Raw genomic sequence first — 26,941 nt, 5'->3', positions numbered from 1 at the left:
TAAAACGAGTTTTAAAGGAGGAATGACTCATGACCAACCCGTTTCCGTACGCAAGTGACGACAGACGGTATCATACATGGAATTATCATTTGCGGAAGCATTTTGGGCATAAAGTGTTTAAAGTCGCGCTGGACGGCGGGTTTGACTGCCCGAACCGCGATGGTACAGTGGCATTTGGCGGCTGTACATTTTGCAGTGCAGCCGGCTCCGGGGATTTTGCAGGCGACCGGGCCGAGCCGCTGGAAAAACAATTTCATGATGTTAAAACAAAAATGCATGAAAAATGGAAGCATGGCAAGTACATGGCTTACTTTCAAGCTTACACAAATACACATGCACCGGTTGATGTTCTGCGTGAAAAATATGAAACCGTCCTGAAGCAGGAAGATGTTGTCGGCCTTTCGGTTGCTACGCGCCCCGACTGCCTGCCGGATGATGTAGTGGAGTATTTGGCCGAGCTGAATGAACGCACGTATTTATGGGTAGAGCTGGGCCTGCAGACTGTTCATGAAAAAACAGCCCGCATTATTAATCGTGCCCATGATTTTCAGACATATGTGGAAGGTGTCGAAAAATTACGCAAGCATAATATCCGCATCTGCTCGCACTTAATAAATGGACTTCCGCTGGAAACACCGGAAATGATGATGGAAACCGCACAGGCAATTGCTGACCTCGATGTACAGGGCATTAAAATCCATTTGCTTCATTTATTAAAGGGGACACCGCTTGTGAAGCAATATGAAAAAGGCATGCTTGACTTTTTATCAATGGATGAATATGCGAAGCTGGTTGTTGACCAGCTTGAAATTCTACCTCCTGAAATGATTGTCCACCGCATTACGGGGGATGGACCAATTGAATTAATGATCGGCCCGATGTGGAGTGTGAACAAGTGGGATGTGCTGAATGCTATCCACGCCGAAATGCTGAAGCGTGACACATGGCAGGGCAAATTTTATAAAGGAGCCGTTATGCAGCCATGATTCTTGATGGGATTTTGCCTTTTGCGCGCCTGCTGATCGAAAAAACGGTTTCCCATACAAATTATTTGGTGGATGCAACAGCGGGTAATGGACACGACACTCTTTTTCTGGCGAAATTAGCCGGTGATAACGGACATGTTTTTGCTTTTGACGTTCAGGAGCGGGCCATTTCCAATACAGCAGGCCGGCTGGAGGAAGCCGGCCTTTCAAACCGCGTTTCTCTCTTTCATGCGGGCCATGAACAAATGCAGCGCTGTATTCCAGATGATTATCATGGACACGTGAGCGCCGGCATTTTTAACCTTGGTTATTTGCCAAAAGGTGATAAATCTATTATTACAAAACCGGATACTACGATTGAAGCGATCCGCCAATTGTTTCACCTGCTGAAGCCCGGCGGCCTGATTGTGCTTGTTATTTACCACGGGCATGAGGGCGGCGCTGATGAGCGGGATGCTGTCACTGCATTTGCCGCCTCACTTGATCAAGAGAGAGCCCACGTTATAAAGTATGGTTTTATTAATCAAGTGAACACGCCGCCTTTTATTTTGGCGATTGAAAAAAGATAAACATTGAGAAAAAGCCTGGCCTTTACCGCATGAAAGCGGCGGGCCAGGCTTTTTCTTATTTTCTCACGATTAAATACGTAACTAAGGCGCACCAGATCAAGCCTTGGTTTTATAAACATTGATTCATATAATTCCTACCCGTTTATCAGCGTCCCAAGCAGCTCAAATGACTGCTTTTTTTTCTCAAAATCATATAGAATGGTGACGGCCATAATTTCATCAGCCTGACAATCGTTTAAAAGATTCGCCAGCTTTTCCCGCACTGTTTCGGCACTGCCCACAACCATCCTTTTCCGGTTTTCCTCAACGTGCATCATTTCAAATCTGCCATATGAGTAGGCGGCTGCTTTTTCCGGTGAAGGCGTTCCGTTTGACGGAATACCCTGCCCCGACATCATTAAAGACAATTCAAGGCTGCCGGCTAAAAACCATGCTTCCTCGTCTGTTTCCGCGCAAACAACAAAAACAGCAATAGCTGTTTTCGGGACTGCCAAATAAGCAGATGGCTGAAACAGGCGCCTGTATTCCTCCAGCTCTTTTTTCCCTCCGTCCCCATTGATAAATTTAGCAAAGGTATAGGGAAGTCCTTTTTCAGCGGCCAAAGCGGCACTTGAAGAACTCGAGCCGAGCATCCAAACATCAGGAGGCACATCGATAACAGGTGTCGCTTTCACTCCTGTATAAGGATACGGCACCGGCTGGTCGTGCAAATAAGAAAGAACATCATCAATTTGTTCGGGATACCGGTCAACCTCCCGTTTTCGTCCGTTAGACAAAGCAAATGACGCGCGGGGCATTCCTCCGGGTGCCCGCCCCAGACCAAGATCAATTCTGCCCGGCGCCAGTGCAGCCAGCATTTTAAAATTTTCCGCTACTTTATAAGCACTGTAATGCGGAAGCATAACACCGCCTGAGCCCAGACGGATGCTCGACGTTTTTGCCGCCAGGTGCGCAAGCAGCACTTCCGGTGAGGAACCGGCGAGTGTGGCAGCATCATGGTGTTCGGAGACCCAAAAACGTTCATAGCCAAGCTGCTCCGCAAGCTGGGCCAATACGATTGTTTCCTGCAAAGCCTGAGCTGCTGTCTGTCCTTCTGAAATTGGCGATTGATCCAGTATACTAATTTTCATTTCGCTGTCTCACCTTTTTAGTTATAGGCTTGCCGCATTTTCCGATACGTTTTATAGGTTCTTCCATTCCAGTAAAAGAAAATACTGGCAGGCCCTGCTGTATGCACGAGCCTGCGGCAATGGCTGCGTACACTTTTCTTGCCGGCTGCTTTTTCTTCGGATAAATAAACAGCCACAATGCCTTCAATTAAAAATGAATGAAACCTGGCATGCGGAAGACGCTCGGTTCCTTCCTTCGCTTTCTTTAAAAAATAAAGAAACCGTTCCATCATTTCTGTTTCACTTTGATAGTATGTGCAGAAATTTAATTCACCGTCTTCGATATCTTCTTCCTGATCAATAAAGTAATCTAGTAAAATATGAATTCCCTGCCCGTATGGGAAATAACAGTCACGCACCATTTTAGCGTAGGTTGGTGTAAATGCCGGCTGCATGGCACAGGAAATAAGGCAGTACACTCCTACTGTAGAGCCAGTACACGCAGAAAATTCATACCACGACATTTCCGGCAGTTCTGCTTTATAGCTGTTAAACCAGCGGATCAGCCTCTCTTCTCTTTCTTCTTCCCGGACATGCTTGTGAATTTGCAGTTCGCTGTAGTAACGGCTTAACTCAAGCACATGGGGTTTAGCAGCAGCAAAAGACGGGATTTGGGCTACAACGCGGCGGCACCCTTCCACAAGCGCATTTAAATAACCGCCGTCGTCTTTTGTTTCACGGTACCGATAATAGTCGCTCTTCGGCTGCCCCGGAAAAAAGCAGTCATGCAGCGCTTCGTGAAGTGCTGCAAAATCATCCGGGTTAAATGATGTAGTTTGATCGCATAAATTATCGAGATAGTCGCAAATTAGCTGATACGGTACGATAAAAGAAATGGCTTCTTTAAACTGCGTGCCGGCAAGTATGGAAATAACACCGCCTGCCTCACAATGAAAATATTTTTTTGCATATACATCCAGCGCCTGCTGCCTTAGCTCCGGATCTGGTATTTTTTCCGCCAGTGGCTTCCATTTGCTCCATTCCGCTTTTACAGACGGAAAAATGTTTTTATATATTTTTCGCATTAATAGGAGCGAATTTGTAGGGACCGTCATTCTCTTACCTCACTTTTCAATTATAAAACCGAGTGACCGCAACCGGTTGCGGACAAAATCCAACGCGTACTGAAACACATCTTCCCGCTCAGGTTCATTAAAAATTTCATGATAAAGTCCGGGCCATTCTTTATACTGCAGCTCGGACAGATCAAGCTTTTTGGCAAATAAACGAGCTGCACTTCCATCTGTAACCCGGTCTTCCCCCGCCTGCATGAGTAAATGCGGGATATCTGGAATTTCACTGGGACCTGCTGTTGCCGTTTTAATCGCTTGAACAATCTCCCGATACCAGCGAACCGATACTTTCCGCACGAACAGCGGGTCTTCAGCATCAAAAGCCCATACTTCTTCATTTCGTGTCGCCATATCAGATGTCAAGCCCGAATCGAATTTCAATGAAGGGGTAACCGAGTTGAGTCCATGAGTAATCATATTTAAATGTTTTGGCGGCATATGCTTCATTTTAAAAAGAGGAGATGATAAAATCACACCGGCAACATCCGGCTTCTGCTCCTGCAAATAACGGGTGATAACAAGCCCTCCCATACTGTGGCCAAGCAGAAACACAGGCACCTCAAATTGATAAGCCGCCTGCACCCAGTCAGACAATTCATCTATATACTCTTGAAAAGACGAAATATGGCCTCTCCGTGCCCGTGAAGTCATTCCATGCCCCGGCAGATCACCCATAACAACATGAAATCCGTTTTGCCGCCATGTTTCAATCAGCCAGCCATAGCGCCCGTGATGTTCAAACGCACCGTGCACAATGACCATTACGCCTTTTGGCTTTCCGTCGCATTCCCATTTCCACATACTATTCTCTCCTTCAAAAACGACAATCGTTTCTTCTATTATACAAATCTTTTGCTCTTCGATAAAATAAAACGGTATAACAGACAAAAAAGAAAGGGGCCTAAACGATGATTTATCCTTATAAAGATAAGCAGCCGGCCATTGCCGAGTCCGCTTTTGTTGCGGATTATGCAACCATTACAGGAGATGTTGTGATCGGCGAGCAATCCACTATCTGGTATAACACTGTTATACGCGGAGACGTGGCGCCGACGATCATTGGCAGTAAAGTGAATATCCAGGACAATTCTGTTCTTCACCAGAGTCCAAATAACCCGCTCGTTATTGAGGATGAAGTGACAATTGGCCATCAAGTGATTTTACACAGCTGCAAAATCCGCAAAGGTGCCCTTATCGGCATGGGATCGATTATTTTAGATAACGCTGAAATCGGGGAAGGTGCGTTTATCGGAGCTGGCAGCCTTGTACCGCCGGGCAAGGTTATCCCTCCCAACAAAATGGCATTCGGGCGTCCCGCAAAAGTGGTACGGGACATAACAGATGAAGATCGTAAAGACATGGAGCGGATTGTGCGCGAATACGCCGAAAAAGGCCAGTATTACAAATCTATTCAACAATAAAAAAACCATGCCTGGAATTGCCCGGGCATGGTTTTCTTCTTATTTCGCAGCCGCTTTTAAAGCTTCTGATTTGTCTGTACGTTCCCACGGAAGGTCTACATCCGTGCGGCCAAAGTGGCCATAAGCCGCTGTCTGGCGGTAAATTGGACGGCGAAGGTCCAGCATCTTGATGATGCCGGCAGGGCGAAGATCAAAGTTTTGACGGATCATGTCAACAAGAACTTCCTCTGATACTGTGCCAGTTCCAAACGTATCAACTGAAATAGAAACCGGCTGTGCGACACCAATTGCATAAGCAAGCTGTACTTCACATTTGTCCGCAAGACCGGCTGCTACAATATTCTTTGCCACATAGCGTGCAGCATAAGCGGCGGAACGGTCTACTTTTGTAGGATCTTTACCGGAGAATGCTCCGCCGCCATGACGTGCATATCCACCGTACGTATCTACAATAATTTTACGGCCTGTCAAGCCTGCATCCCCTTGCGGCCCGCCGATAACGAAACGGCCTGTCGGGTTGATAAAGAATTTCGTTTCTGAATCAATCAGTTCAGCCGGCACTACTTCATTAATTACGTGCTCGCGAATTTCTTTTTGAATTTGCTCCAGTGTTACCTCTGGATGATGCTGTGTTGAAATAACGATTGTATCAACACGGACCGGTTTGCCGTTTTCATCATACTCAACTGTTACCTGAGTTTTACCGTCAGGACGAAGGTAATTCAATGTTTCGTTTTTGCGTACTTCTGTTAAACGGCGTGCCAGTCTGTGGGCAAGCGAGATCGGAAGCGGCATAAGCTCTTCTGTTTCGTTGCAGGCAAAGCCAAACATTAAGCCCTGATCCCCTGCTCCAATTTCATCAAGCTCTTTATCCGTCATTTGTCCTTCGCGCGCTTCAAGGGCAACGTTAACTCCCGCCGCGATATCAGGAGACTGTTCATCAATTGAAGTTAGTACTCCCGCTGTTTCTGAGTCAAATCCGTATTTTGCACGGACATACCCGATTTCTTTTACCGTTTCACGAACGATTTTTGGAATATCCACATAAGAAGAAGTGGTAATTTCCCCTGCAACAAGAACCAGTCCAGTTGTTACAGATGTTTCCGCTGCCACGCGGGCATTTGGATCTTTGTCAAGAATAGCATCAAGAATCGCATCGGAAATTTGATCACAGATTTTGTCCGGATGTCCTTCCGTTACAGACTCTGATGTAAACAGGCGACGCTGTTTTGTCATGAAAAAATTCCTCCTTAAAATCAGTATGTGTACGGTACTCATTTCCCTCAGGTGATCCAGAAAATAAAAAAACTCTCCCGGCATTGAGAGAGGAAAGGTTGTTTTTACTCGGGCCTTTCACTCTTATCGTCCAAGGCTGATCCTTGCTCAGGTTTAGCACCTTCTCCGTAAAATACGGCAGGTTGCTGGGTTTCACAGGGCCTGTCCCTCCACCGGCTCAGGATAAGAGTATCCGTTCAAGTGTCAATGTTACGAAATATCGCGCTTCGTGTCAACCGTTTTCCTCCTAAAAATAAAACAATTTCCGTCTTTATTATTTCCATGTTTCATCATTTTTCTTCCTATTAATAAATACACACATTGGTAAATATTTCACGAAAAATATAAATTTATGCAAAAAATTTCATCAAATAGTATAGACTATTCAACTTAATGTGTTATACTATTTTCATGTTAAGCAAACCTATAAAATTTGGATAAAGGATGGTCGTACATGATGAACTCTTTAACTGTTTCCAGCGAAATCGTCGAGCTGCTGAAAGGCTCAAATATTCACACCCAGCTCTCCGTACCTGTTCTTGTTGAAAAGGTGCTGAAACGCGGCGAAGGCATGTTAACCGCGTCCGGTGCGGTTCGCGCCGAAACAGGCAAGTATACGGGCCGCTCTCCAAAAGATAAATTTATTGTGGAAGAAGCATCCGTTAAAAACAAAATTGATTGGGGTTCAGTCAACCAGCCGATATCTGAAGAGGCATTCAGCCGCCTGTATGAGAAAGTTGTTCTTCATTTAAAAGAGAAAAAAGAACTTTTTGTGTTTAAAGGCTTTGCCGGTGCTGACGAAAAATACCGCCTGCCAATCCAAGTTGTTAATGAATACGCATGGCACAATTTGTTTGCCCATCAGCTGTTCATCCGTCCCACAGAAAAAGAGCTTCAAACGCATGAAGCGGGCTTTACCATCCTGTCTGCTCCTTCTTTTCAGGCAGACCCTGTGACAGACGGCACTCATTCCGAAACATTTATTATTGTTTCATTTGAACAGCGTGTTATTTTGATTGGTGGAACAGAATATGCCGGTGAAATGAAAAAATCGATTTTTTCCGTTATGAACTACCTTCTGCCCGAAAAAAATGTATTGCCAATGCACTGCTCAGCAAACGTCGGCTATGAAGGCGATGTCGCTTTATTCTTTGGCCTTTCAGGTACAGGAAAAACAACATTATCCGCAGATCCGCACCGCCGGCTGATCGGAGATGATGAGCATGGCTGGTCTGCTAATGGTGTGTTTAATATTGAAGGCGGCTGCTATGCAAAAACAATTGGATTAACAAGAGAAAAAGAGCCGCAAATTTTCGATGCGATCCGTTTTGGATCAGTTCTTGAAAATGTCGTTCTTGACCATGATACACGCAATCCGGATTATACGGATAACACATTAACAGAAAACACCCGCGCTGCTTATCCGCTTCAAGCCATTGATAATATTGTTGACCCAAGCGTAGCCGGCCATCCGAACACGATTATTTTTCTGACGGCAGATGCTTTTGGCGTCCTGCCCCCAATCAGTAAGCTGTCGAAAGAGCAGGCAATGTATCACTTTTTAAGCGGCTATACCTCTAAACTTGCCGGCACGGAGCGGGGAATTACGAGTCCCCAGGCGACATTCTCCACCTGCTTCGGCTCACCGTTTCTGCCGCTGCAGGCAGCTGTTTATGCTGAAATGCTCGGCAAAAAAATTGACGAGCATAATGCGCAGGTGTTTTTGGTTAATACAGGCTGGACCGGCGGTGAGTATGGGACAGGCGAACGCATGAAGCTTGCTTATACGCGCGCGATGATTCAAGCGGCGATCGAAGGCGAGCTAACTCACACGGAAACATACACAACAAAAGTATTCGGCCTTGAAATTCCGCTTCATGTGCCTGGCGTGCCGGACGATGTCTTAATTCCGCGCAAATCCTGGGCAGATGAAAACGAATTTATGACAAAAGCAAAAGAATTGTCCGCCAAGTTCCGCGAAAACTTCAAGAAATTTGACGGCCTTGCCGTCGATATCGAAGAAAAAGGCGGTCCGCTTCTTTAATATCAGCATTATTCATTTTGCAACAAAAAAAAGAGCCCGCGGGACAAACCCTGCGGACTCTTTTTCGTTAATTTGTTGAATTTAATGAGACGAGTGTGTAAGTAATTGTTGTAGTGCCTTCCTGCCATTCTACTTTTTTAATAAATGCTGTGCCGCTTTGTTCGCTGTCTTTTGTTTTATGGACAGCAATCGGAATATCAATCGGGTATAAGCGGTAGCCGCTTTTTTTCAGCACAAAGCGATTTTCTTCCTCTCTCACTTCATTGCCTTTTGTTACAATCATCGTATTTAACTCCATTGGCATTCCCATTTGTTAATCCCCCTTCATCCATTGTGCAATATAGCCGACAATCTGCCGGTTAACTGCCGGTGGTATGTAATGGCCGTGTTCGTCAAGATACATGGTTTCAGCATGCGGAACAGCTCGTTTCAGCCTGTGGGCATGTTCAATGGAAACATTTTGGTCAAGACGGCCGTGAATAATTAATACAGGCGCTTTGATCGAGCCGGCCTCCTCTAACGGAGTCCGCCATTCATACTGCTCCGGTACTTTTTGCGGTGTACCGCCAATCACCCGCTTCATCATCCGGCGCATATCTTTCCGTTCCTCATACGTGAGAACCATATCCGACACGCCGCCCCATGTAACCATAGATGCTGCCGGGCGGTGTATAGCAGTTAAAATGGCCATTACTCCGCCTCTTGAAAAACCGAAAACATGAACACGGCTATTTCGTATACGCGGATGTTTTTCCAGCCAATCAAAAGCACAGAAAGCATCTTCCCGGTCATCGCCCGCAAAATCTTCGTTGCCCTCACCGCCACGGTTGCCTCTGTAAAATGGGGCAAATACAATAAATCCTTCTGATGCAAATTCGGCAATCCTGGCCGGCCGTACCATGCCAATACCTTTAATACCTCCCCGCAGATATAGGAGCCCGTCATAGCATTCGTGATCCGCCGGTTCTGCCAGAAAACCTTTCACTAAAAGACCGGCGGATTCATAACAAACCAAATAAAGACGTACATGTGGATTTGGAGATGGATACGGTGTACAGTTCATTCTACCAGTCCCTTCCTTTTCACTTCAGACAGGGCAAGTGCAATCATGTCATCTTTCATTAAAAATGAATAGCTGTCTTCGAAACGAGCTTCCAGCAAATCTTTTGTTTCAAGAAAAGGACCATTCGTTTCAAAATACGTTTCTTTTTTTTCTATATCCGTTACCCGCGCGAAAAAAACGGCTTTTAAAAAAGGTGTTTCCGGGTCATGCACATAATACTCACCAATGAAATGCAGGCCGTCTACCACCGCTCCTGTTTCTTCAGCTGCTTCCCGGCGGGCCGCCGCCTCCAGGGTTTCATCTGGCTCAATCTTTCCACCCGGGCATTCAAGGCCGCGCTCCTTATGTTTTGTTAAAAGCCATGCTTGTTCTTTTCGGCATAAGACGAGGACGTGAGAAGGCTTTTGGTTAAATGCACCTTTTTTAAATGCCATTGTAACGGTGAAGCCATTTTCGTCCGTAAATATAAACAACCGGCATCCCTCACCCTTGCTTGCTTTCTTTCTTTATTATACGTTATTTCTCCAGTTTTTTATATGCTCACGCGCTTCATCGTCTCCGAGTTCATAGATTTTTTCGTATACGGCGGCCATATGGCGGTCATACTGGTCGTTGTCAGCATCTTCGTGATATGGAACAGCTGGAATGTGTGCCCGCCAGAAGGTCCCAAAATCGGCGTCATTCATTCCATTTAACAAATCGCGCAATGAGCGGATTTCCTTCTCATTGGCGAAGATACGAAAATTCCACGGTGACACATCGGGCCGCGACTGAATTTCTCCACTGGCAATTTGAATATAATAAGGCTGCTTTTCCATGTAAATCCCTCCTTTTCACAGGATGCTCTCTTTTCTTTTCCTTCATTCAGCAAAAAAAGATGGAATATGATAGCGTTTTCATGTATAACTATATATATATTCTTGAAAAAAAGGAGGCATAGTGATGAAATTCGTAGATGAACTATTTGAACTCTATCGCGGCCGGCTACAGGGCACAGAAGATGACCTTGATATGATTACACTGACCGTTCTTGGAGAGATGTCTGAAGCGGATATATTATCAGTCATTGGAGAAATGCCGAAAGACGAGCTTGCCTGGCTGTTCCGAGTTTATTTATACGAAGGCTTGAAAGAAAAATTTAACCGGGACCAAATTCCGGTTCGCCATAACCGCGAGTTCCATTAATACATAAAAAAAAGCGGAGAAGCTGATTCTCCGCTTTTTTGCTGCCGAAATAAACCTCTCCTGCTTATTTTCCAAGAAATGATTTTAACATCCATACGTGCTTTTCGAGGCTCTGGTGGATGGCAAGAAGCATATCTCCTGTTGTTTCATCGCCAACTTCCGCTGCCAAATCCATCGCTTCTTTTAATTCTCCAGTTACCGTTGTGAAGTCTTCGACCACAGATTGAACCATTTGTTCCGCTGATTCAGTTCCCTGCGCTTCTTTCACACTTGCTTTCTGAAGGGACTCTTGAAGCGTCGCGATTGGCTTTCCATCAAGGGCAAGCAAGCGTTCTGCCAGTTCGTCAATATGAACACTCGCTTCTGTATATAACTCTTCAAACTTTGTGTGAAGTGTAAAGAACTGCGGCCCTTTTACATACCAGTGGTAATTATGAAGCTTGGTATAAAGGACTGTCCAGTTTGCGATTTGTTTGTTTACACTGCTGATTAATTGTTCCGACATAAAAATCTCCTCCAACATGTTTGTGGTTTATCTCAATAATCATATAATACCCGGCTTGTGCAAAAGTAAACAAAAACGTGCTACACTATCAATAAGGGGGTATTTTATGTCAACTATGATGATTGTAATTGTTTTAGCGGTTGTGGTTGTTCTGGCTGTGCTCGCTTTGTCTATTTTAACAATCAACAAAGGCTACAGCTATAAGCACACCATCGATCCGCCCAAAGACCTTCCGCCAGATGAAACGCGTGATAAGAAATGAAACAGCTGTTTTTACTAATGATTCGGTTTTACCAAAAAATATTGTCACCATTAAAACCGCCGAGCTGCCGCTTTTATCCGACCTGCTCCCATTATGGCTATGAAGCTGTTCAAAAGCATGGAGCGTTAAAAGGCGGCATGCTTGCCGTTATTCGCATTTTAAAGTGCCATCCCTTTCATCCGGGAGGCGTTGATTACGTGCCGGAGAAGTGGCCGCGAAAGAAAACAGATTAAACAGCGTAGTAAGCCTCTCGTTTGCTTTCCAGCCGCGCCCGGTTTACCGGATAACCAATTCCAGCTTCAGCCGAAAGCTGAATGCGGCCTCTTTCCACGAAAATCCCCGGGTCAATGATATCTTCTTCCCAGTAATGGCTGGTAGAAACGATATCTCCCGGCATCGTAAAACCCGGAAGTGAAGAAAGAGCAGCATTATGTGCCCGCGAAACACCAAATTCGATCATTCCGCCTGCCCAGAGGTCTATTTTTCTTTCAAAACAGTAATTATGAATGCGTTTTGCCTCTGATAAGCCGCCAACACGGCTGAATTTCAGATTAATAACCCGGCAGGCCTGCATTTCAACAGCACAGACCGCATCATGAAGGGACCGGATGCTTTCATCCAGGCAGACGGGTGTCTTCAGCACATTCTGCAGCTTTGCATGATTCCACATATCCTCCACTGAAAAAGGCTGTTCGATCATTATTAACCCATATTGATCCAGTTGCGTTAAATGAGCTATGTCCGCTAGTGAATACGCTGAATTGGCGTCTGCCATAAGCGGAATATGCGGGTATGCTTTCCGGACTGCTTTTAACAGCTCAATATCTTGATTCGGGCCGATTTTTATTTTTATTCGTTCATACCCATCTTCAATGAGCCTTTGAATACGCTCAAGCATTTCATTTACGCTTTTTCCTGCGGCAACTGCACCGGTGGAAATGGAGGTTCGAATTCCGCCAAGCACCTGGAAAAGCGGCTGATTTTGTTTTTTTGCATATAAATCCCAGAGAGCGGATTCCACCCCTGCTTTTGCCATTTGATTTCCTCGAAGGGCGGAAAATAGAGTACCTGCGTCGTCCGGATGACGGATTTCCTTCCCCTGCAGCATCGGAAACAAAAAGTCTTTGATCATATGCCATTCTGTTTTTACCGTTTCTTCTGTATACCAGGGAGTGGAAAAAGCAGATGCTTCTCCCCAGCCAATCGTTCCATCCCTGTCTTCTACTTCAATGATAATCGCTTCCCGGTCCGCCACGGTTTGCAAATGGGTGTAAAAGGGCTGTTTGAGCGGCATCCTGATCACATGCATGGCCAGTCTTTTAATTTTCATCCGGTTCCCTCCACCGCTTCGACAGCTCACGCCGAAGCAGCTTGTTCGACGCGTTTCTTGGCAGGCTGTCTGCTTTTATAAAGTAAGCTGGCACTTTGTAGCGGGCAAGCTTTTGCCGGCAAAATTCCCGGAGTTCTTCTTCCGAAACGGGCTTCTCTGCTGTGTAAAAGGCAGCCGGAACGCTTCCCCACCTGTGATCCGGCACACCGGTAACACCTGCTTCCCCAACCGCCGGATGCCCCGCGAGAACGGATTCAATTTCCGCAGGATAAATATTTTCTCCGCCGGAAATGATTAAGTCGGAACGGCGGTCCAATACGTACAAAAATCCTTCTTCATCGAGACGCCCAATATCTCCTGTCCGAAACCAGCCCGTTTCAAAAACATCATGATTGGCATCCGGCCGGTTTAAGTAGCCCGGTGTCACGTTTGGACCGCTGACCAATATCTCGCCTTCACTCTCTCCATCAATTTTAACGGCACATGGAAATAACGGCTTTCCGGCCGAACCGATCTTTCGAAGAGCATCTTCAGGCGAAAGAGTCACAATTTGAGAAGCGGTTTCGGTCATGCCGTATGTTTGGAACACAGGAATTTCTCTCTCCTTGCATTCTTCAAGAAGAGATAAGGGCGCAGGGCCTCCGCCAAGGAGCACACAGCGCAGACGGGAACTGTATGTGCCCTTTTCTTTATTCAGCATAGCAGTAAGCATAGCGGTCACAACAGAAATCATGGTGACTTTTCCCGCTTTCAGCAGCTGGTTGATAAGCAGGGGATCGAATTTTTCCAGGAGATGTACTTCCATTCCGTACAGCACACTTTTGAGTAAGATAGAGTAGCCCGAAATATGAAAAAGCGGTACCGCACACAGCCAGGAATCATCTGAATGGAGACCAAGGTTTAAAGCAGAAGCTGTTGCGCTCGCATAGTGGTTTCCGTATGTTTGAACTACTCCCTTTGGGCGGCCGGTTGTACCGGATGTGTACATGATCGAGCAGGTTTCTTCTAAAGCAAACGTGTCAAGCACCTCAGGAGTTGAACCTGCCTCTATGTCTGTTATCAAAAGAGACGGCACCCTGGAAATAAGCAGCGCTTTTTCCCTGTGCGGCTCATCATAAAGCAAGTAAACTGCCTTTGCATCCTGAAGCTGCCAGGCAATTTCATCCGGCACAAGCCGGCTGTTCAGCAGAACCGCAACGGCACCAATCTGCTGGAGTGCATGTAGGGCAAAAACGGTTTCCGGCCCGTTTGCTGCCAGTACACCGCAGCGGTCTCCTTTTTTGATGCCGGCTGCATGCAGGCCTCCTGCTATGCGGCAGGTTTCTTTAAACAGTTGTGAAAACGTCCATTGCTGCTCACTAAAAACAAGCGCCTTCCGTTCCGGTGTTAAAAAAGCACGCTGTTTCAGCCAGTTTGGCATGTTCATTTAGTTTCATCCTTTTTATTGAAAAAAGAGCGCCCATAAAGTGGACACTCTTTTTCTTTTGATTTACGGAAATCTTGGGAACTGGCCGAAGTCCGGACTGCGTTTTTCTTTAAATGCGTCACGGCCTTCCTTCGCTTCATCCGTTGTATAGTAAAGAAGTGTCGCATCTCCGGCGAACTGTTGAAGTCCTGCAAGGCCGTCCGTGTCTGCGTTCATCGCTGCTTTAATAAAGCGAAGTGCAGTCGGGCTTTTCTCCAGCATTTCTTCTGCCCACTGTACGGTTTCTTCTTCAAGCTTTTCAAGTGGCACAACGGTGTTGACAAGACCCATATCAAGAGCTTCCTGCGCGTTGTACTGGCGGCACAGGAACCAGATTTCGCGTGCTTTCTTGTGGCCGACAATGCGGGCCAGATAGCCGGAACCGTATCCTGCATCAAACGAACCGACTTTCGGGCCCGTTTGTCCAAATACAGCATTGTCTGCCGCGATCGTCAAGTCACAGACAACGTGAAGCACGTGGCCTCCGCCAATTGCGTAGCCCGCTACCATCGCAATAACCGGCTTTGGAATTACGCGGATCAAACGCTGCAGATCAAGTACATTCAAGCGGGGAATTTGGTCGTCTCCCACATATCCGCCATGACCGCGCACTTTTTGGTCGCCGCCGGAGCAAAATGCTTTTCCGCCTTCACCCGCTAAAATAATCACACCGATTTTTGAATCGTCACGAGCATACGCAAACGCATCGATCATTTCCATAACCGTTTTTGGACGAAATGCATTATGTACTTCTGGACGGTTGATCGTTACCTTGGCAATGCCGTTATACGTTTCATATTTGATGTCTTCATATTCACGTTCTTTTACCCAATTAATTTCCACTTTGTTGCCCTCCTTTTATGTTCAACAAAAACGTCTTTACTATTGTACCAAATTTTTCGCGCTGCTCCACATGAATTGCATGGCCGGCTTCATTAAACTGCCTCCACTCGCATAAAGGAATGGACTGGCTCATTCGGCGGGCAATATCCGTAAACTTTTGATCCTTTGTCCCGGTAAGAAGCAGTACAGGCATTTTGAGCTCAGAAAGCCGGTCCCAGTAAGAGAGCTGTCGTCCTGTTCCCATGTGGCGAAGTGATGAGGCAAGACCGGCAGCCGACTGGTCCAGACGCTCTAAACGAATGGTTTCCCGCACCTGCTGTGGCAGCTCTTTCTGGGAAGCAAACATCGGGATATTTCCCCAAAATTCCACAAATGAAACAATGCCTTCTCTTTCAAGCTTTTGGGCCAGCTGTTCATCGGAGGCTCTTCTTGCCTTGCGTTCCGGCTCGCTTTCAAGTCCCGGTGAAGCACTCTCAAGGGTAAGAGAAATCACCGCTTCGGGAAAAAGCAGCGCCAGTGCCAGAGCCAGCCGCCCTCCCATTGAGTAGCCGGCAACATGAAAGGAAGCAAAGCCTTTTTTCTTCATTTCTTCTTTTAACCAGGCCGCTTCCTGTTCAAGGCTGGACGAAGGACGGGCTGTTTGTCCATGGCCGGCGAGGTCCGGCATAACAAGCTGAAAGGGCAAAAGCTTTTCCATCCCTTTCCATGTCCGGGAGCTTCCAGTGAACCCATGCAATAAAAGCACCGGCTCCCCTTCTCCTTTTAAACGAAAAAAAAATGTCATTGAATCACTTCTTTCGCCGCTTCTATGGCATTTTCCCATAATTTACGGTGAACAGCCGTGTTCTCCGCCCGGTCAGTGAAAGCTTCTAAAATCGTCACACCCTCCCGCTGCTCCGCCAGTTCTTTTTCCAGCTGGCTTCCGCTTGTAACCCGGACATAATGGCAGCCGTATAACGCTGCTGCATGATCAAACTTTAAGCCGGACGGCGTGCCAAACAGCCGTTCAAAATGCTTTTGCTCACCTGCCTGCGGCAAATAAGAAAAAATACCGCCGCCATTGTTATTCATAACAAGAATGGTCATCGATAAACCGTTCATTTTTGCTGCCAGGAGCCCGTTCACATCATGAAAAAACGATAAATCGCCCATTACGGCAAAAACGTTTTCTCCGTTCGCCGCAATGCCAAGTGCAGTGGAGACAAGGCCGTCAATTCCATTTGCGCCCCGGTTCCCGTGCAGGCGGATCGTTTGCTCCCCTGAGAATAAAAAGGAATCAAGATCCCGAATCGGCATACTGTTGCCTGCAAAAACGGAAGCATTTTTTGGCAATCCCTGTAAAAAGCGGCGGAACAAGGCACCTTCATCTGTTCCTTCTGCTTTTTTCATTTCAAAACGAGCCGCCGCATTTACATCCTGCCACATTTGATGCCAGCCGCTTTCTTTCTTTCGCTCCAGGCGGGCTGTCATTTCACTGCAAAAAGCCGATTCATCCACTGTGACGATATGGGTGGCAACGTGTGATGGATCCCGCCAGCCTCCTTCTGCATCAATAATGATATGCGGTATATCATTATGGCGCTTCATAAACATCGTAAGGGCTTTTGATACAGGCAGGGCGCCAAACCGGATGATCACTTCCGGCTTCAGGGCATCTTTTACATCGTCATCCCGCAAAAAAGCATCATAGCTGTCAATCGCTTTTTGATAGGCACGTATTTGAGAAAGCGGGTCCGCTGCAATAGGCCAGCCCGTTTTTTCAGAAAGTGACACAATGGCGCCAGCCACTTCCGGTTTTGTTATTTCTCCTGCTACAATCAGCCCCTTTTCAACGCTAATGGTTCCGGCAATGTCATCCATCACAACAGGGTCCGGCATTTTTCTCCCAGATATAAGCCGGACAGGAGCCGGAATGGAGATTCGTTCATAGATGCCGTTATAATCCGGCAGAAGCGGTTCCCGGTATGGAAAGTTTAAATGAACCGGACCGGCCGGAGCCGCAAGCGATTCAAATACAGCACGGGCTCCCTGAGTACGGGCATACTGCAAAACGGTTTTTTGGGCTTCCGGAAGGGCCATTTCTGCAAACCATTTTGCTGTATGGCCATACAAATGAAGCTGGTCAATCGTTTGCGGCGCTCCGACATCACGCAGCTCCGGCGGACGATCCGCCGTCAACACAATAAGGGGAACCCGCGAAATTTTTGCTTCGGCCACAGCAGGCATATAGTTCGCTGCTGCTGTTCCCGAGGTACATAAAAGAGCTACCGGGTTTTGAGCAGCTTTTGCCAGGCCAAGCGCGAAAAAGCCGGCTGATCTCTCATCAACTTGAATAAATGTTTGCAGCCGCGGATGCTCTTCCATTAACAAAGCCATCGGTGTTGAACGAGAGCCCGGGCTGATCACAGCCTGTTTAACTCCCGAGCGGACAAGGCTGTCAATAAAATGCGCATTATAGTACGTCATGTTTTCCTGATGATTACTCATTGCCGCCTCCGATCGCCCGCAGCATCGGCCGCAGCTTCATATTTGTTTCTTCCAGTTCTTTTTCGGGATTTGAGTCTGCTACAACACCGCAGCCCGCATACAAAAAGGCTTCATTTTGAACAATCAGCCCTGAACGAATGGCTACGGCAAATTCACCGTTTTTCCGATAGTCCATCCAGCCGACCGGTGCCGCATAAAAACCACGATCCATCTCTTCCAAATCGCGGATAACCTTGAGTGCTTTCTCCCCGGGCAGCCCGCCTAAAGCAGGAGTCGGATGAAGTGTTTCCACAAATCTCAAGATGGAGTCTTCTTCGTTCGCTTCGCCCACAACCGGTGTATATAAATGCTGGATATCTCTTATTTTCATTACAGCGGGTGCATCCGGCACACTTACACGGCGGCACATCGACTGCATTTCCTCACGAATCATCTGTACAACATAATCATGTTCAATTCGGTTTTTATCATCATTCAGCAGCGCTTCAGCCAGCTTCGCGTCTTCTGACGCTGTCACGCCGCGGGCTGTTGAACCGGCCAGGCATGTTGTTAATACGGTCTGTGCCCTTTTTTTCACCAGCCGTTCAGGAGAAGCACCTAAAAAGCAGCTGTCCATGGCTTCGATCGAAAAAATAAAACTGTCCGGCTGCCCCTCATCCAGGCGCCGAAGAACACGGTCAGGTGAAATGGTTCCATCAAAAGCAGCGGCTACTTTCCGGGCAAGCACGACTTTCTTCAGTTCGGCATCTTTCTTAATTGTATCCACTGCAGACTGAACCGACTTCTTCCATCCCTCTGTATTGCCCGCACGAAGCTCCATCAGCACTGCTTCTTTTTCTGACAGCCGTTTTCGGCCGGATAAAATCATCTGCTTTCGCTCTTCAATTCGGTCAAATAAAAATTTCGAATCTACGTCTTCACAAACCAGGTTTACGGTGACATATGTTTCATCGCCATATGCTGTCATCATAAGCTCCGGCACATAAAAAAAAGAAGGTGCGAACCGGGACCATTCTTCTCCCTGGCTTCGCAGCGGATCAAAAGAAAAACCTCCGAATGCAACCGGGCCTGTTCCATAAATATTGTAGGGATTGTGTATAGATGAGCGGGCCATAAGAGCATCCCACTGCGCTTCTACATCTTTAAAACGGCTGGAATTCCCGCTTTGAATAGTCTGGACGCTTCCTAAACCAGCAATCACACGCTCTCCATCGCGGTCTTTAAAATAAAACCGTTCTCCCTGGTACCACTCTTTTCCGTTTTCATAAAAACGGAGCGGATCGCCTTTTTCAACTTTTTCTACATAGCTGAACAGGGTCGAACCGTTTAAATCATTTATAAATTCAACAAAGGCTCCTTTAAGAGGATGCCCTTTTATCATAGCCAATGAAATCCCTCCATTGTGCCGACCACATACGGCCAAACTTCTTTAGCCTCTTTTTTCACGGGGCTCTAAGACGTTACGGCTGCGCCGCGCTTTTAATCTTTACTCCTTATTATATACCACTTATATCACATTTTCATTTCTGAAAGACAATGTTCGATTTTTCCGAAAATATTCTCCTCCAGGGAATTTTGAAAAATGATTGACACTTCTGTTTCCGTTTTCTACACTTGATAAAGAACTTTTGTTTAATTATTCACAATGATGGATTGGGAGAGAAGACTGATGAATCAAACCCCTGCAGCGGATACGGGTTTTCAAATATGGTGGCAGCTGATGCGTCCTCATACTTTAACCGCCGCTTTCGTTCCGGTTTTTCTTGGAACCGTGCTAGCGCTCGCTTATACAGATTTGCGTGTTTCGTTGTTTTTGGCCATGATGATTGCCTCGCTGCTCATTCAGGCGGCAACAAACATGTTTAATGAATATTTTGACTTTAAACGCGGCCTTGATACCGAAAAATCAATCGGGATTGGCGGTGCCATTGTGCGAAATGGTGTAAAGCCGAAAACCGTACTTAATATGGCTTTTACTTTTTTTGGTATCGCCCTTTTGCTTGGCATTTATATATGTACCGCTTCTTCCTGGTGGATTGGCTTGGTTGGCGTTGTTTGCATGGCTGTCGGCTATTTGTACACAGGCGGGCCGCTCCCTATTGCTTATACTCCTTTTGGTGAAGCAGCATCGGGTTTCTTTATGGGCGGCATTATTATTTATATTTCCTTTTTTATTCAAGCTGGTTTTCTTTCTAAAACAGCTGTATTGTTCTCAATTCCTATTATTTTACTTGTAGGAAGCATTAATTTAGCAAACAATATTCGTGACCGTGTCGGCGATAAAGAAGCCGGGCGGAAAACAGTTGCCATTTTAATCGGCCATAAGCGTTCCGTGTCGGTCCTGGCTGCCGCATTTTTCATTTCATTTGTATGGGTTGCCGTTTTGCTTTTTACTGATTTAGGGTCCATCTGGCTATTTCTCGCTTATTTAAGCATTCCAAAAGCGCTCAAAGCGGTAAGTGGCTTTAAAGGCAAATCGAGCCCGGCTGAAATGATGCCTGCCATGAAAGCAACTGCCCAGACAAATACCGTTTATGGCTTTTTGTTAGCCGTTGGCCTATGCATCAGCTATCTTTTTTAACCCGATTTTACAATCGGGTTTTTTTTTACGCTAAAACGGCTATAGAAATAGAAGATAGACGAAAGGATGAGGCATTCATGCTGACAAAGAAACAAATAAGTGAATTAAAAGAAGAATTGCTCAGCCAGAAACAACAGTATATGAATCGGCTGGAGCATGATGACGATAACCAGTTTGTTGGTGAACTATCTTCTTACGATAATCACCCGGCTGACACCGGCACCGAGTTATACGTTCGGGAACGGGATATGGCTATTGACGATCATCTCGAAGACGAGCTTGAGAAAATCGATGCAGCGCTTGCTGCGATAGAAGAAGGCACATACGGTATTTGCAAAGAAAGCGGAAAAGAAATTCCTTTTGAACGGCTGCAAGCAGTCCCGACTGCTCTTTATTCCGTGGAATATTCTCCTGAACAAACACTTGAAACCGGCCGTGTTCCGGAAGAGCGCATTCCCCATCCAGACGACGGCATTAACAGCTTTAGTGATGCTGCCAATTATGGAACATCGGAAACACCGGCTGATTTTAACGAAGACAAGGAAAGCTATGATAACTTATACAAAGATGAAGATGAAGACGAAGAAAATCCAGCGACGTAAACCGTCCGCTGGATTTTTAAAAAATATAATTCTTTTATGAGCGTTTGTTTTAGACTTGCGCCGATAAGCGAAACACGCTTTATTCCAATTAAATATTCCAAATGTCTTTTGCATATTCTTTAATGGTCCGGTCACTTGAAAAAATACCGGAGCCGCTAATATTATGAACCATCATTTTTCGCCAGCGTTCAGGCTCCTCCGTATAAATGCGTCCGGCTTCCTCCTGCGCGTTCCGATACGACTCAAAATCCTTTAATACAAAATACTGGTCATTTTCCCCTAACAGCGAGTCATAAATAATCCCGAATAATCCCTTGTCGTCCAGCGTTCCATCAACCAGCTGATCAAGAGTCTTGCGGATAAGCGGATCATGGTGATAGTAATCCATGGAACGGTAGCCGCCTTTTTTGTCATACTCCATGACTTCTTCTGCTTTTAATCCGAAAATAAAAATATTATCGGGGCCTGTCTGTTCTAAAATTTCCACGTTGGCACCGTCAAGCGTTCCGATCGTAATAGCGCCATTCATCATAAATTTCATATTGCCTGTACCTGACGCTTCCTTGCTCGCCGTAGAAATTTGTTCACTGATGTCTGCTGCCGGGATAATATCCTCCGCAAGCGAAACACGGTAATTTTCCATAAAAACTACGGTAATAAGCCCTTTTGTCGCCGGGTCATTATTGACAAGATCTGCGACGGAATGGATGAGCTTAATGATTCTCTTTGCGTAAAAATAACCGGGTGATGCCTTTGCACCGAAAATAAACGTTCGAGGCGCCATTTGAAAGGAAGAATCCTCTTTTACTCTATTATAAAGAGCCAGAATATGAAGCACATTTAACAGCTGGCGCTTATATGCATGAAGCCGTTTTACCTGTACGTCAAAGATCGAGACAGGATCAACTTTGATGCCATTCTGCTCAAAGATGCGTCTGGCCAAAATTTCTTTTCTCTTTGTTTTAACGTCCCATAATTTTTCCAGGAAAGCGGAATCGTTTGCATAAGGAGCAAGTTTCGAAAGTTCAGATGCGTCTTTTTGAAATCCATCGCCAATGGTGTCTGTCAAGAGCGACGTCAGCTGCGGATTTGCTTTTAACAGCCAGCGCCGATGGGTAATCCCATTTGTTTTATTATTAAACTTTTGAGGCTGAAACTGGTAAAAATCGTTCATTTCACGATTTTTCAAAATTTCGGTGTGCAGCCAGGCAACTCCGTTGACACTGTGGCTTCCCGCAATCGCCAGGTGGGCCATCCGCACTTCTCCATAAGCAACGATAGCCATCTTTTCAATCCGGTCCCATTCTCCCGGGTACTTGTCCCATAAACTTTTGCAGAAGCGCTCATTAATCTCTTCCACAATCATGAAAATTCGCGGCAGAAGCGGCTGAAAAATACGAATTGGCCAGCGTTCCAGAGCTTCTGAAAGTGTAGTATGGTTTGTATAAGCAAAGGTTCTTTCCGTAATGTGCCATGCTTCTTCCCATGAAAGCTGATATTCATCCAGCAGCAGGCGCATTAATTCGGGAATAGCCAGAACCGGATGCGTATCATTAATATGAATCGCTACATGTTCATGCAGCTCCTTCAGCTCACCGCCATTGCTTAGAAAACGGCGTAAAATCGAACGAATACTGGCTGAAACAAGGAAGTACTGCTGTTTTAAGCGCAAAATTTTGCCTTCATCATTGGAATCATCGGGATACAAAAACTCAGAAATCGCTTCTGTTTCCCGCTTATACCTCAGCACATCGTGCATCGGTGTCATGGTCGACATTTCTGCACTCCATAAGCGCAGCGTATTAATGGTTTCACCGCCATAGCCAACCACAGGCATATCATGGGGAACTGCCCGTACATACTGGGCATCCACATGATGAAATTTCACGCCATCTTCACGTTCAATCACATCTACACTGCCCCAGAACGGAACATCTACCGATAAATCGGTTTTTCGCACTTCCCAGACATATCCATAGCGAAGCCAATTTTCCGGCAATTCCATTTGAAAGCCATCAATCATCTTTTGTTCAAATAAGCCATGTTTATAGCGAATGCCGCATCCATGCCCGGGTAAATTTAACGAAGCAAGAGAATCTAAAAAGCAGGCGGCCAGGCGGCCAAGGCCGCCATTTCCTAACGCTGCATCCGGCTCAATTTCTTCCAATTCCTCAAGTGGAATGTCCAGGTCTTCCAGCCAGGACTCAACCGTTTCATATATCCCAAGATTGATTAAGTTCTGCCCGAGCAGACGGCCAAGCAAAAATTCAATCGATAAGTAATAAACTTGCTTATTGCCTTTACGGTAACGCTCATTGGTCTTAATCCATTCGCTGCTAATATGTTCCCGCACCATACTGCTGAGCGTGACAAATTGCTGGGCCCGGGTTGAATCTTGAAAACTGACACTATATGACTGTTCCAGCCGCTTTTTAAATGAATCCTGAAAAGTTTTTTTATCAGAAAACATGGCTTTCCCTCCTGTTGGATACCTCTTCATATAGTTTCATATATGCTTTGGCAGACTGTGACCAGCTGTAATCTGCTTTCATTGCGTTCTCGACAATTTTCGCCCATGCTTCAGGTTCCTCTTGGTAAAAATACAAAGCGCGTCTGTAAGTGTGCAGCATATCATGAGCGTTAAAATTGGCGAATGAAAAGCCATTGCCTTCTCCTGTAAATTCATTATAAGAATGAACAGTATCATTTAGGCCGCCTGTTTCGCGGACAAGCGGCAGCGAGCCATACTTCATTGCGATAAGCTGTCCAAGGCCGCACGGCTCAAATTGAGACGGCATTAAAAACAAATCAGATCCTGCATAAATCTGATGGGCCAGCCCTTCATTAAATCCGATATAAGAACGAACCTTTTCCGGATAGGCCCATTCCATCTCTCGGAAGAAGTGTTCAAACTCGGACTCTCCACTGCCAAGCAAAATAAACTGAACGTCTTCGGCAAGCATTTCATGAAAAACATGCCGGACCAGATCAAGCCCTTTTTGTTTTGTCAGGCGGGATACTATGCCCACAATTGGCACATTCTCACGTACTGGCAAATGGAAAAACTCTTGAAGCCGCCGCTTATTTTCTTTCTTTCCAGCCATATCTTCTGTATTATACGGCTCAATCATTTCGTCAGCTTCTGGATTGTAAATCGAATAATCAACTCCGTTTAAAATACCAGTTAAGTCACCATGGCGCTCTTGAAGTACACCTTCAAGCCGTTCTCCGAAATAAGGATTTAAAATTTCATTTCTGTAAGTCGGGCTGACAGTTGTGATTTCATCGGAAGCGATCAGTCCGCCCTTCATAAAATTAGTATTCCCATTAAATTCAAGCTGGCCTGTCTGATAATGCTGGCTATGTAAGTTTAATAAATCGGTCACAGCCTGAGGCGGAAAAATCCCCTGGAACATCAAATTATGAATCGTAAAGACCGCACGAATTTTTTCATATCCAGGGCGATGCTGATGCTCAACCTTGAGCATAAACGGAATCATAGCTGTATGCCAATCATGGCAATGCAGGATATCCGGAAAGAAATCGAGATGGTGCAATGAGTCAAGAACCGCTCTTGTAAAATAAGAAAAACGCTCTCCGTCATCGTAGTGGCCGTACAAGCTGTCTCTTCTAAAGTAATAAAGGTTGTCAACAAAATAATAAGTGACGCCATCCTGCTTCAGCTCAAAAACAGCACAATATTGATTTCTCCATCCGACTGGAACGGTATAAACAGCTGCCTGCTTCATTAATTTTTCAAATTTTTCAGGGATAAGGCTGTATTTTGGCATAATTACCCTTACGTCCGCCCCTAATTTAGCTAATTCTTTAGGAAGGGCGCCTGCTACATCGGCAAGCCCCCCTGATTTAACGAATGGTACACATTCGGAAACAGCAAATAAAACTTTCACGTACTTGTCACCGCACTTTCCACAGATCCTTTTTTAATAACGAGCGGCTCTTCCGGGGTTCCGCGCAAGACTGCTCCATCTTCCACTGATACGTCTTTATCTATAATTACATGTTCCAGGGTGCAGTTCTGGCCAATTCTGCTTTTTTGCATCACGATGCTGTTTTTAACGGTTGAGTTTTTCCCAATCGTTACAGCGCGAAAGACAATACTATGATTGACTTCTCCTTCAATAACACAGCCGTTTGCAATCATCGCATTTGTTACATAAGAACCTGCCAAATAATTTGTCGGCGGCTCATCCTTTACTTTTGTGTAAATTGGCTGAAACTCATTAAACAATTCGCTCCACTTATCTTTTTCAAGTAACTGCATGCTCGTTTGATAATAATCGTTTACAGATTTAATCCGTTTCAAAAAGCCTTCAAATTCATAATTGCATTTTGTTAAGGAGGATGCTGAATCTTCCACAACATCCTGAACGGATTGATAGCCTGTTTCATTCCGCTGTTCAATTAACTCCAGTAAAAGCGGCAAAGACAAAAGATAAATATGAGCACTTTCACCTTTGTGCATAACCTCTAAAATATCGCAATTCTGATTTAAATACCGGTCAAGTATAGGACCGAAATCCATATTTGCCACTGTTGTACAATTGGAAACAACAGCGTATTTTTGATCACTGCGGTTAAAATAATCAAGATGTTCTGCCATACGGCTGAACTGTCCTTCTTTTGCAGGAGCCGGGAAGAAAAACAGGCCGTCGCGCTTCCGGTTCAAATCCCAATCTTTCCCGGAACCTAAATGATCCATTAACGAACGATATGGAGACCTCGGAAAAATAGCCACGCTTTGAATTCCTGAATTGACCAAATTGGATAGTATAAAATCAATAAGCCGGTAACGCCCTGCAAACGGAATGGCAGCGGGAGAACGATATGCTGCAAGCTCGCCCATCTCTCCCGGCAGCATAGTTGCATCAATAACGCCAAGCATCGATTTTTTCATCAGGCTTCCTCCACTCTGGTCTGTTGTTCAATTTTCTCCGCCAAAAAAGCTTCCGTTATAAGCAGTATATCGTCAGAATTATTGCGAATAATGGTATTATCCGGTATTTCCAAACCGCTCATTACGATTGCACGTTCAATGAAAGAACCGTGTCCAATACGAGCATTGGGCATAACGACACATTCTTTAATAACCGCATCTTCTTCCACCTCAACTCCCTGGAAGATGACTGACTGCTCAATCGCCCCGTCAATCACGCACCCTTCATTGACAAGTGAATGCTGCACTTTGGCTTTTGTTCCGATAATTTGGGGAGGCTGATTCGGGTTAACAGAATAAATCCGCCAGGAATGCTCGAATAAATTTAAATCCTGCTCCTCATCAAGCAAATCCATATTTGCTTCCCATAAGCTTTTTACTGTACCAACATCTTTCCAATACCCTTTAAATGGATAAGCAATAAGCTTTAATTGATCCGCCAGCATAGCCGGAATCACGTCTTTCCCGAAGTCATTTGATGAATCCGGGTTGCTTTCGTCCATCTCTAAATACTTGCTAAGAACCGACCAGTTAAAAATATAAATTCCCATGGAAGCCAGGTTGCTTTCTGGCTTTTCCGGCTTTTCATCAAAGCGGGTGACATTGTATTTCTCATCTGTGTTCATAATGCCAAAGCGGCTGGCTTCTTCCCAGGGAACTTCAATCACCGAAATAGTCACGTCAGCCTGCTTTTCGATATGATAGTCAAGCATTGTATCATAATTCATTTTATAAATATGGTCGCCAGATAAAATAAGGACATACTCCGGGTCGTATTGCTTAATGTAGTTTAAATTTTGATAAATAGCACTGGCCGTTCCAGAATACCATTTTACTTCGGATGATTCGCTGTAAGGGGGCAAAACAGTTACTCCGCCGTTTTTCCGGTCAAGGTCCCAGGCGCTTCCGATCCCAATGTATGAATTTAATACAAGCGGCTGATACTGTGTGAGAACACCGACTGTGTGAATGCCTGAATTAGCGCAATTGGAAAGCGGAAAATCAATAATACGGTATTTCCCGCCAAATGGCACTGCTGGTTTCGCAAGGCTCTCCGTCAAGTCTTTTAAACGGCTTCCTTTTCCTCCTGCTAAAAGCATTGCTACACATTTTTGTTTTGCCAT

General features: G+C 45.5%; 28 protein-coding genes and 1 riboswitch. Of the genes, 9 read left to right on the top strand and 19 right to left on the bottom strand.

Features of this window, described 5'->3' with window-relative positions; all coding sequences use genetic code 11:
- Positions 1–29 precede the first annotated feature (29 nt).
- Positions 30–986 (top strand): TIGR01212 family radical SAM protein, encoded by a 957-nt coding sequence (locus VP98_RS17485; protein ID WP_046176646.1) that lies wholly within the window; start codon positions 30–32, stop codon positions 984–986.
- Positions 983–1,555, top strand: a complete 573-nt coding sequence (locus VP98_RS17480; RefSeq protein ID WP_046176645.1) for a tRNA (mnm(5)s(2)U34)-methyltransferase — start codon at positions 983–985, stop codon at positions 1,553–1,555. Before VP98_RS17485 ends, VP98_RS17480 begins: the two co-directional genes overlap by 4 nt.
- Before the next feature lie 134 nt (positions 1,556–1,689).
- On the opposite strand, the gene VP98_RS17475 is transcribed toward VP98_RS17480, so the two are convergent.
- Genes VP98_RS17475 through VP98_RS17465 form a run of 3 tightly spaced genes read right to left on the bottom strand, consistent with a single transcriptional unit; the run spans position 1,690 to position 4,598 of the window.
- Positions 1,690–2,685 carry an LLM class flavin-dependent oxidoreductase gene (locus VP98_RS17475; protein ID WP_046176644.1) on the bottom strand — a complete coding sequence of 332 codons (996 nt, stop codon included), beginning with the start codon at positions 2,683–2,685 and terminating at the stop codon, positions 1,690–1,692.
- A gap of 17 nt (positions 2,686–2,702) precedes the next feature.
- Positions 2,703–3,779 carry a tetraprenyl-beta-curcumene synthase family protein gene (locus VP98_RS17470; protein ID WP_046176643.1) on the bottom strand — a complete coding sequence of 359 codons (1,077 nt, stop codon included), beginning with the start codon at positions 3,777–3,779 and terminating at the stop codon, positions 2,703–2,705.
- Positions 3,780–3,788: 9 nt separating this feature from the next.
- Positions 3,789–4,598, bottom strand: a complete 810-nt coding sequence (locus VP98_RS17465; RefSeq protein ID WP_046176642.1) for an alpha/beta hydrolase — start codon at positions 4,596–4,598, stop codon at positions 3,789–3,791.
- A 107-nt stretch (positions 4,599–4,705) separates the two neighbouring features.
- On the opposite strand from VP98_RS17465, the gene VP98_RS17460 reads away from it, so the two are divergent.
- Positions 4,706–5,218 carry a gamma carbonic anhydrase gene (locus VP98_RS17460; protein ID WP_046176641.1) on the top strand — a complete coding sequence of 171 codons (513 nt, stop codon included), beginning with the start codon at positions 4,706–4,708 and terminating at the stop codon, positions 5,216–5,218.
- 39 nt (positions 5,219–5,257) lie between these two features.
- On the opposite strand, the gene metK is transcribed toward VP98_RS17460, so the two are convergent.
- Positions 5,258–6,454: a methionine adenosyltransferase gene (metK, locus tag VP98_RS17455; RefSeq protein ID WP_046176640.1), complete on the bottom strand. Its 1,197-nt coding sequence runs from the start codon at positions 6,452–6,454 to the stop codon at positions 5,258–5,260.
- 120 nt (positions 6,455–6,574) lie between these two features.
- A riboswitch (SAM riboswitch) is annotated at positions 6,575–6,683 on the bottom strand.
- A 267-nt stretch (positions 6,684–6,950) separates the two neighbouring features.
- Here metK and pckA point away from each other — a divergent pair.
- A complete protein-coding gene (gene pckA / locus VP98_RS17450) occupies positions 6,951–8,537 on the top strand; it encodes a phosphoenolpyruvate carboxykinase (ATP) (RefSeq protein ID WP_046176695.1) in 1,587 nt (528 codons plus the stop codon).
- A 67-nt stretch (positions 8,538–8,604) separates the two neighbouring features.
- Here the strand turns inward: pckA and VP98_RS17445 are convergent, their stop codons facing one another.
- From VP98_RS17445 to VP98_RS17430, 4 genes are read right to left on the bottom strand one after another with little or no spacing between them, the layout of a single operon-like run.
- Positions 8,605–8,847, bottom strand: coding sequence for a DUF2584 domain-containing protein (locus tag VP98_RS17445; protein ID WP_046176639.1), 243 nt, complete (start codon positions 8,845–8,847; stop codon positions 8,605–8,607).
- Positions 8,848–8,850: 3 nt separating this feature from the next.
- Positions 8,851–9,600, bottom strand: coding sequence for an alpha/beta hydrolase family protein (locus tag VP98_RS17440; RefSeq protein ID WP_046176638.1), 750 nt, complete (start codon positions 9,598–9,600; stop codon positions 8,851–8,853).
- Positions 9,597–10,073, bottom strand: a complete 477-nt coding sequence (gene ytkD / locus VP98_RS17435) for an RNA deprotection pyrophosphohydrolase (RefSeq protein ID WP_082087970.1) — start codon at positions 10,071–10,073, stop codon at positions 9,597–9,599. The genes VP98_RS17440 and ytkD overlap by 4 nt, the downstream gene beginning before the upstream one ends.
- Positions 10,074–10,109: 36 nt before the next feature.
- Positions 10,110–10,418 carry a hypothetical protein gene (locus VP98_RS17430; RefSeq protein ID WP_046176637.1) on the bottom strand — a complete coding sequence of 103 codons (309 nt, stop codon included), beginning with the start codon at positions 10,416–10,418 and terminating at the stop codon, positions 10,110–10,112.
- Between the two features lie 124 nt (positions 10,419–10,542).
- Between VP98_RS17430 and VP98_RS17425 the strand changes: the two genes are divergently transcribed.
- The gene (locus VP98_RS17425) at positions 10,543–10,785 is read left to right on the top strand and encodes a DUF6154 family protein (RefSeq protein WP_052712285.1); all 243 of its coding nucleotides are present in this window, start codon (positions 10,543–10,545) and stop codon (positions 10,783–10,785) included.
- A 64-nt stretch (positions 10,786–10,849) separates the two neighbouring features.
- On the opposite strand, the gene VP98_RS17420 is transcribed toward VP98_RS17425, so the two are convergent.
- Complete coding sequence (locus tag VP98_RS17420) at positions 10,850–11,290, bottom strand: Dps family protein (RefSeq protein WP_046176635.1); 441 nt, start codon at positions 11,288–11,290, stop codon at positions 10,850–10,852.
- A gap of 106 nt (positions 11,291–11,396) precedes the next feature.
- On the opposite strand from VP98_RS17420, the gene ytzI reads away from it, so the two are divergent.
- Positions 11,397–11,552, top strand: coding sequence for a YtzI protein (ytzI, locus tag VP98_RS18670; RefSeq protein WP_231584212.1), 156 nt, complete (start codon positions 11,397–11,399; stop codon positions 11,550–11,552).
- Positions 11,549–11,785: a membrane protein insertion efficiency factor YidD gene (gene yidD / locus VP98_RS17415; protein ID WP_046176634.1), complete on the top strand. Its 237-nt coding sequence runs from the start codon at positions 11,549–11,551 to the stop codon at positions 11,783–11,785. Before ytzI ends, yidD begins: the two co-directional genes overlap by 4 nt.
- Here yidD and menC read toward each other — a convergent pair.
- The 6 genes from menC to VP98_RS17385 form a co-directional block, all read right to left on the bottom strand.
- On the bottom strand, positions 11,782–12,882 hold the full coding sequence (gene menC / locus VP98_RS17410; RefSeq protein WP_046176633.1) for an o-succinylbenzoate synthase: 1,101 nt from the start codon (positions 12,880–12,882) through the stop codon (positions 11,782–11,784). The genes yidD and menC overlap by 4 nt on opposite strands.
- The gene (locus VP98_RS17405; RefSeq protein ID WP_046176632.1) at positions 12,872–14,308 is read right to left on the bottom strand and encodes an o-succinylbenzoate--CoA ligase; all 1,437 of its coding nucleotides are present in this window, start codon (positions 14,306–14,308) and stop codon (positions 12,872–12,874) included. The genes menC and VP98_RS17405 overlap by 11 nt, the downstream gene beginning before the upstream one ends.
- 63 nt (positions 14,309–14,371) lie before the next feature.
- Positions 14,372–15,190 (bottom strand): 1,4-dihydroxy-2-naphthoyl-CoA synthase, encoded by an 819-nt coding sequence (gene menB / locus VP98_RS17400; RefSeq protein ID WP_046176631.1) that lies wholly within the window; start codon positions 15,188–15,190, stop codon positions 14,372–14,374.
- The gene (gene menH, locus VP98_RS17395; RefSeq protein ID WP_156151421.1) at positions 15,180–15,974 is read right to left on the bottom strand and encodes a 2-succinyl-6-hydroxy-2,4-cyclohexadiene-1-carboxylate synthase; all 795 of its coding nucleotides are present in this window, start codon (positions 15,972–15,974) and stop codon (positions 15,180–15,182) included. Before menH ends, menB begins: the two co-directional genes overlap by 11 nt.
- The gene (gene menD, locus VP98_RS17390) at positions 15,971–17,677 is read right to left on the bottom strand and encodes a 2-succinyl-5-enolpyruvyl-6-hydroxy-3-cyclohexene-1-carboxylic-acid synthase (RefSeq protein WP_046176629.1); all 1,707 of its coding nucleotides are present in this window, start codon (positions 17,675–17,677) and stop codon (positions 15,971–15,973) included. Before menD ends, menH begins: the two co-directional genes overlap by 4 nt.
- Positions 17,670–19,058, bottom strand: a complete 1,389-nt coding sequence (locus VP98_RS17385) for an isochorismate synthase (protein WP_082087973.1) — start codon at positions 19,056–19,058, stop codon at positions 17,670–17,672. Before VP98_RS17385 ends, menD begins: the two co-directional genes overlap by 8 nt.
- 288 nt (positions 19,059–19,346) lie before the next feature.
- Between VP98_RS17385 and VP98_RS17380 the strand changes: the two genes are divergently transcribed.
- Both VP98_RS17380 and VP98_RS17375 read left to right on the top strand, forming a co-directional pair.
- Positions 19,347–20,258 carry a 1,4-dihydroxy-2-naphthoate polyprenyltransferase gene (locus VP98_RS17380; protein WP_082087969.1) on the top strand — a complete coding sequence of 304 codons (912 nt, stop codon included), beginning with the start codon at positions 19,347–19,349 and terminating at the stop codon, positions 20,256–20,258.
- Between the two features lie 77 nt (positions 20,259–20,335).
- A complete protein-coding gene (locus VP98_RS17375; protein ID WP_052712284.1) occupies positions 20,336–20,860 on the top strand; it encodes a TraR/DksA C4-type zinc finger protein in 525 nt (174 codons plus the stop codon).
- Positions 20,861–20,948: 88 nt separating this feature from the next.
- On the opposite strand, the gene VP98_RS17370 is transcribed toward VP98_RS17375, so the two are convergent.
- Genes VP98_RS17370 through VP98_RS17355 form a run of 4 tightly spaced genes read right to left on the bottom strand, consistent with a single transcriptional unit; the run spans position 20,949 to position 26,941 of the window.
- Positions 20,949–23,330, bottom strand: coding sequence for a glycogen/starch/alpha-glucan phosphorylase (locus VP98_RS17370; protein ID WP_046176628.1), 2,382 nt, complete (start codon positions 23,328–23,330; stop codon positions 20,949–20,951).
- The gene (gene glgA, locus VP98_RS17365; RefSeq protein ID WP_046176627.1) at positions 23,320–24,771 is read right to left on the bottom strand and encodes a glycogen synthase GlgA; all 1,452 of its coding nucleotides are present in this window, start codon (positions 24,769–24,771) and stop codon (positions 23,320–23,322) included. The genes VP98_RS17370 and glgA overlap by 11 nt, the downstream gene beginning before the upstream one ends.
- Entirely contained in the window at positions 24,768–25,778 is a 1,011-nt protein-coding gene (locus tag VP98_RS17360; RefSeq protein ID WP_046176626.1) for a GlgC family sugar phosphate nucleotidyltransferase, read from the bottom strand. Before VP98_RS17360 ends, glgA begins: the two co-directional genes overlap by 4 nt.
- On the bottom strand, positions 25,778–26,941 hold the full coding sequence (locus VP98_RS17355) for a glucose-1-phosphate adenylyltransferase (protein ID WP_046176625.1): 1,164 nt from the start codon (positions 26,939–26,941) through the stop codon (positions 25,778–25,780). The genes VP98_RS17360 and VP98_RS17355 overlap by 1 nt, the downstream gene beginning before the upstream one ends.

It is taken from the genome of Domibacillus indicus, from assembly GCF_000970685.1.
Classification (GTDB): domain Bacteria; phylum Bacillota; class Bacilli; order Bacillales; family Domibacillaceae; genus Domibacillus; species Domibacillus indicus.
This window is presented reverse-complemented; position numbering and strand designations above follow the sequence as displayed.

Excerpts from the sequence above, each read along its gene's own strand:
- VP98_RS17485 (WP_046176646.1), top strand. The coding sequence starts at position 30 with ATGACCAACCCGTTTCCGTACGCAAGTGACGACAGACGGTATCATACA.
- VP98_RS17480 (WP_046176645.1), top strand. The coding sequence starts at position 983 with ATGATTCTTGATGGGATTTTGCCTTTTGCGCGCCTGCTGATCGAAAAA.
- VP98_RS17475 (WP_046176644.1), bottom strand. The coding sequence starts at position 2,685 with ATGAAAATTAGTATACTGGATCAATCGCCAATTTCAGAAGGACAGACA.
- VP98_RS17470 (WP_046176643.1), bottom strand. The coding sequence starts at position 3,779 with ATGACGGTCCCTACAAATTCGCTCCTATTAATGCGAAAAATATATAAA.
- VP98_RS17465 (WP_046176642.1), bottom strand. The coding sequence starts at position 4,598 with ATGTGGAAATGGGAATGCGACGGAAAGCCAAAAGGCGTAATGGTCATT.
- VP98_RS17460 (WP_046176641.1), top strand. The coding sequence starts at position 4,706 with ATGATTTATCCTTATAAAGATAAGCAGCCGGCCATTGCCGAGTCCGCT.
- metK (WP_046176640.1), bottom strand. The coding sequence starts at position 6,454 with ATGACAAAACAGCGTCGCCTGTTTACATCAGAGTCTGTAACGGAAGGA.
- pckA (WP_046176695.1), top strand. The coding sequence starts at position 6,951 with ATGAACTCTTTAACTGTTTCCAGCGAAATCGTCGAGCTGCTGAAAGGC.
- VP98_RS17445 (WP_046176639.1), bottom strand. The coding sequence starts at position 8,847 with ATGGGAATGCCAATGGAGTTAAATACGATGATTGTAACAAAAGGCAAT.
- VP98_RS17440 (WP_046176638.1), bottom strand. The coding sequence starts at position 9,600 with ATGAACTGTACACCGTATCCATCTCCAAATCCACATGTACGTCTTTAT.
- VP98_RS17430 (WP_046176637.1), bottom strand. The coding sequence starts at position 10,418 with ATGGAAAAGCAGCCTTATTATATTCAAATTGCCAGTGGAGAAATTCAG.
- VP98_RS17425 (WP_052712285.1), top strand. The coding sequence starts at position 10,543 with ATGAAATTCGTAGATGAACTATTTGAACTCTATCGCGGCCGGCTACAG.
- VP98_RS17420 (WP_046176635.1), bottom strand. The coding sequence starts at position 11,290 with ATGTCGGAACAATTAATCAGCAGTGTAAACAAACAAATCGCAAACTGG.
- ytzI (WP_231584212.1), top strand. The coding sequence starts at position 11,397 with ATGTCAACTATGATGATTGTAATTGTTTTAGCGGTTGTGGTTGTTCTG.
- yidD (WP_046176634.1), top strand. The coding sequence starts at position 11,549 with ATGAAACAGCTGTTTTTACTAATGATTCGGTTTTACCAAAAAATATTG.
- menC (WP_046176633.1), bottom strand. The coding sequence starts at position 12,882 with ATGAAAATTAAAAGACTGGCCATGCATGTGATCAGGATGCCGCTCAAA.
- VP98_RS17405 (WP_046176632.1), bottom strand. The coding sequence starts at position 14,308 with ATGAACATGCCAAACTGGCTGAAACAGCGTGCTTTTTTAACACCGGAA.
- menH (WP_156151421.1), bottom strand. The coding sequence starts at position 15,974 with ATGACATTTTTTTTTCGTTTAAAAGGAGAAGGGGAGCCGGTGCTTTTA.
- menD (WP_046176629.1), bottom strand. The coding sequence starts at position 17,677 with ATGAGTAATCATCAGGAAAACATGACGTACTATAATGCGCATTTTATT.
- VP98_RS17385 (WP_082087973.1), bottom strand. The coding sequence starts at position 19,058 with ATGATAAAAGGGCATCCTCTTAAAGGAGCCTTTGTTGAATTTATAAAT.
- VP98_RS17380 (WP_082087969.1), top strand. The coding sequence starts at position 19,347 with ATGAATCAAACCCCTGCAGCGGATACGGGTTTTCAAATATGGTGGCAG.
- VP98_RS17375 (WP_052712284.1), top strand. The coding sequence starts at position 20,336 with ATGCTGACAAAGAAACAAATAAGTGAATTAAAAGAAGAATTGCTCAGC.
- VP98_RS17370 (WP_046176628.1), bottom strand. The coding sequence starts at position 23,330 with ATGTTTTCTGATAAAAAAACTTTTCAGGATTCATTTAAAAAGCGGCTG.
- VP98_RS17360 (WP_046176626.1), bottom strand. The coding sequence starts at position 25,778 with ATGAAAAAATCGATGCTTGGCGTTATTGATGCAACTATGCTGCCGGGA.
- VP98_RS17355 (WP_046176625.1), bottom strand. The coding sequence starts at position 26,941 with ATGGCAAAACAAAAATGTGTAGCAATGCTTTTAGCAGGAGGAAAAGGA.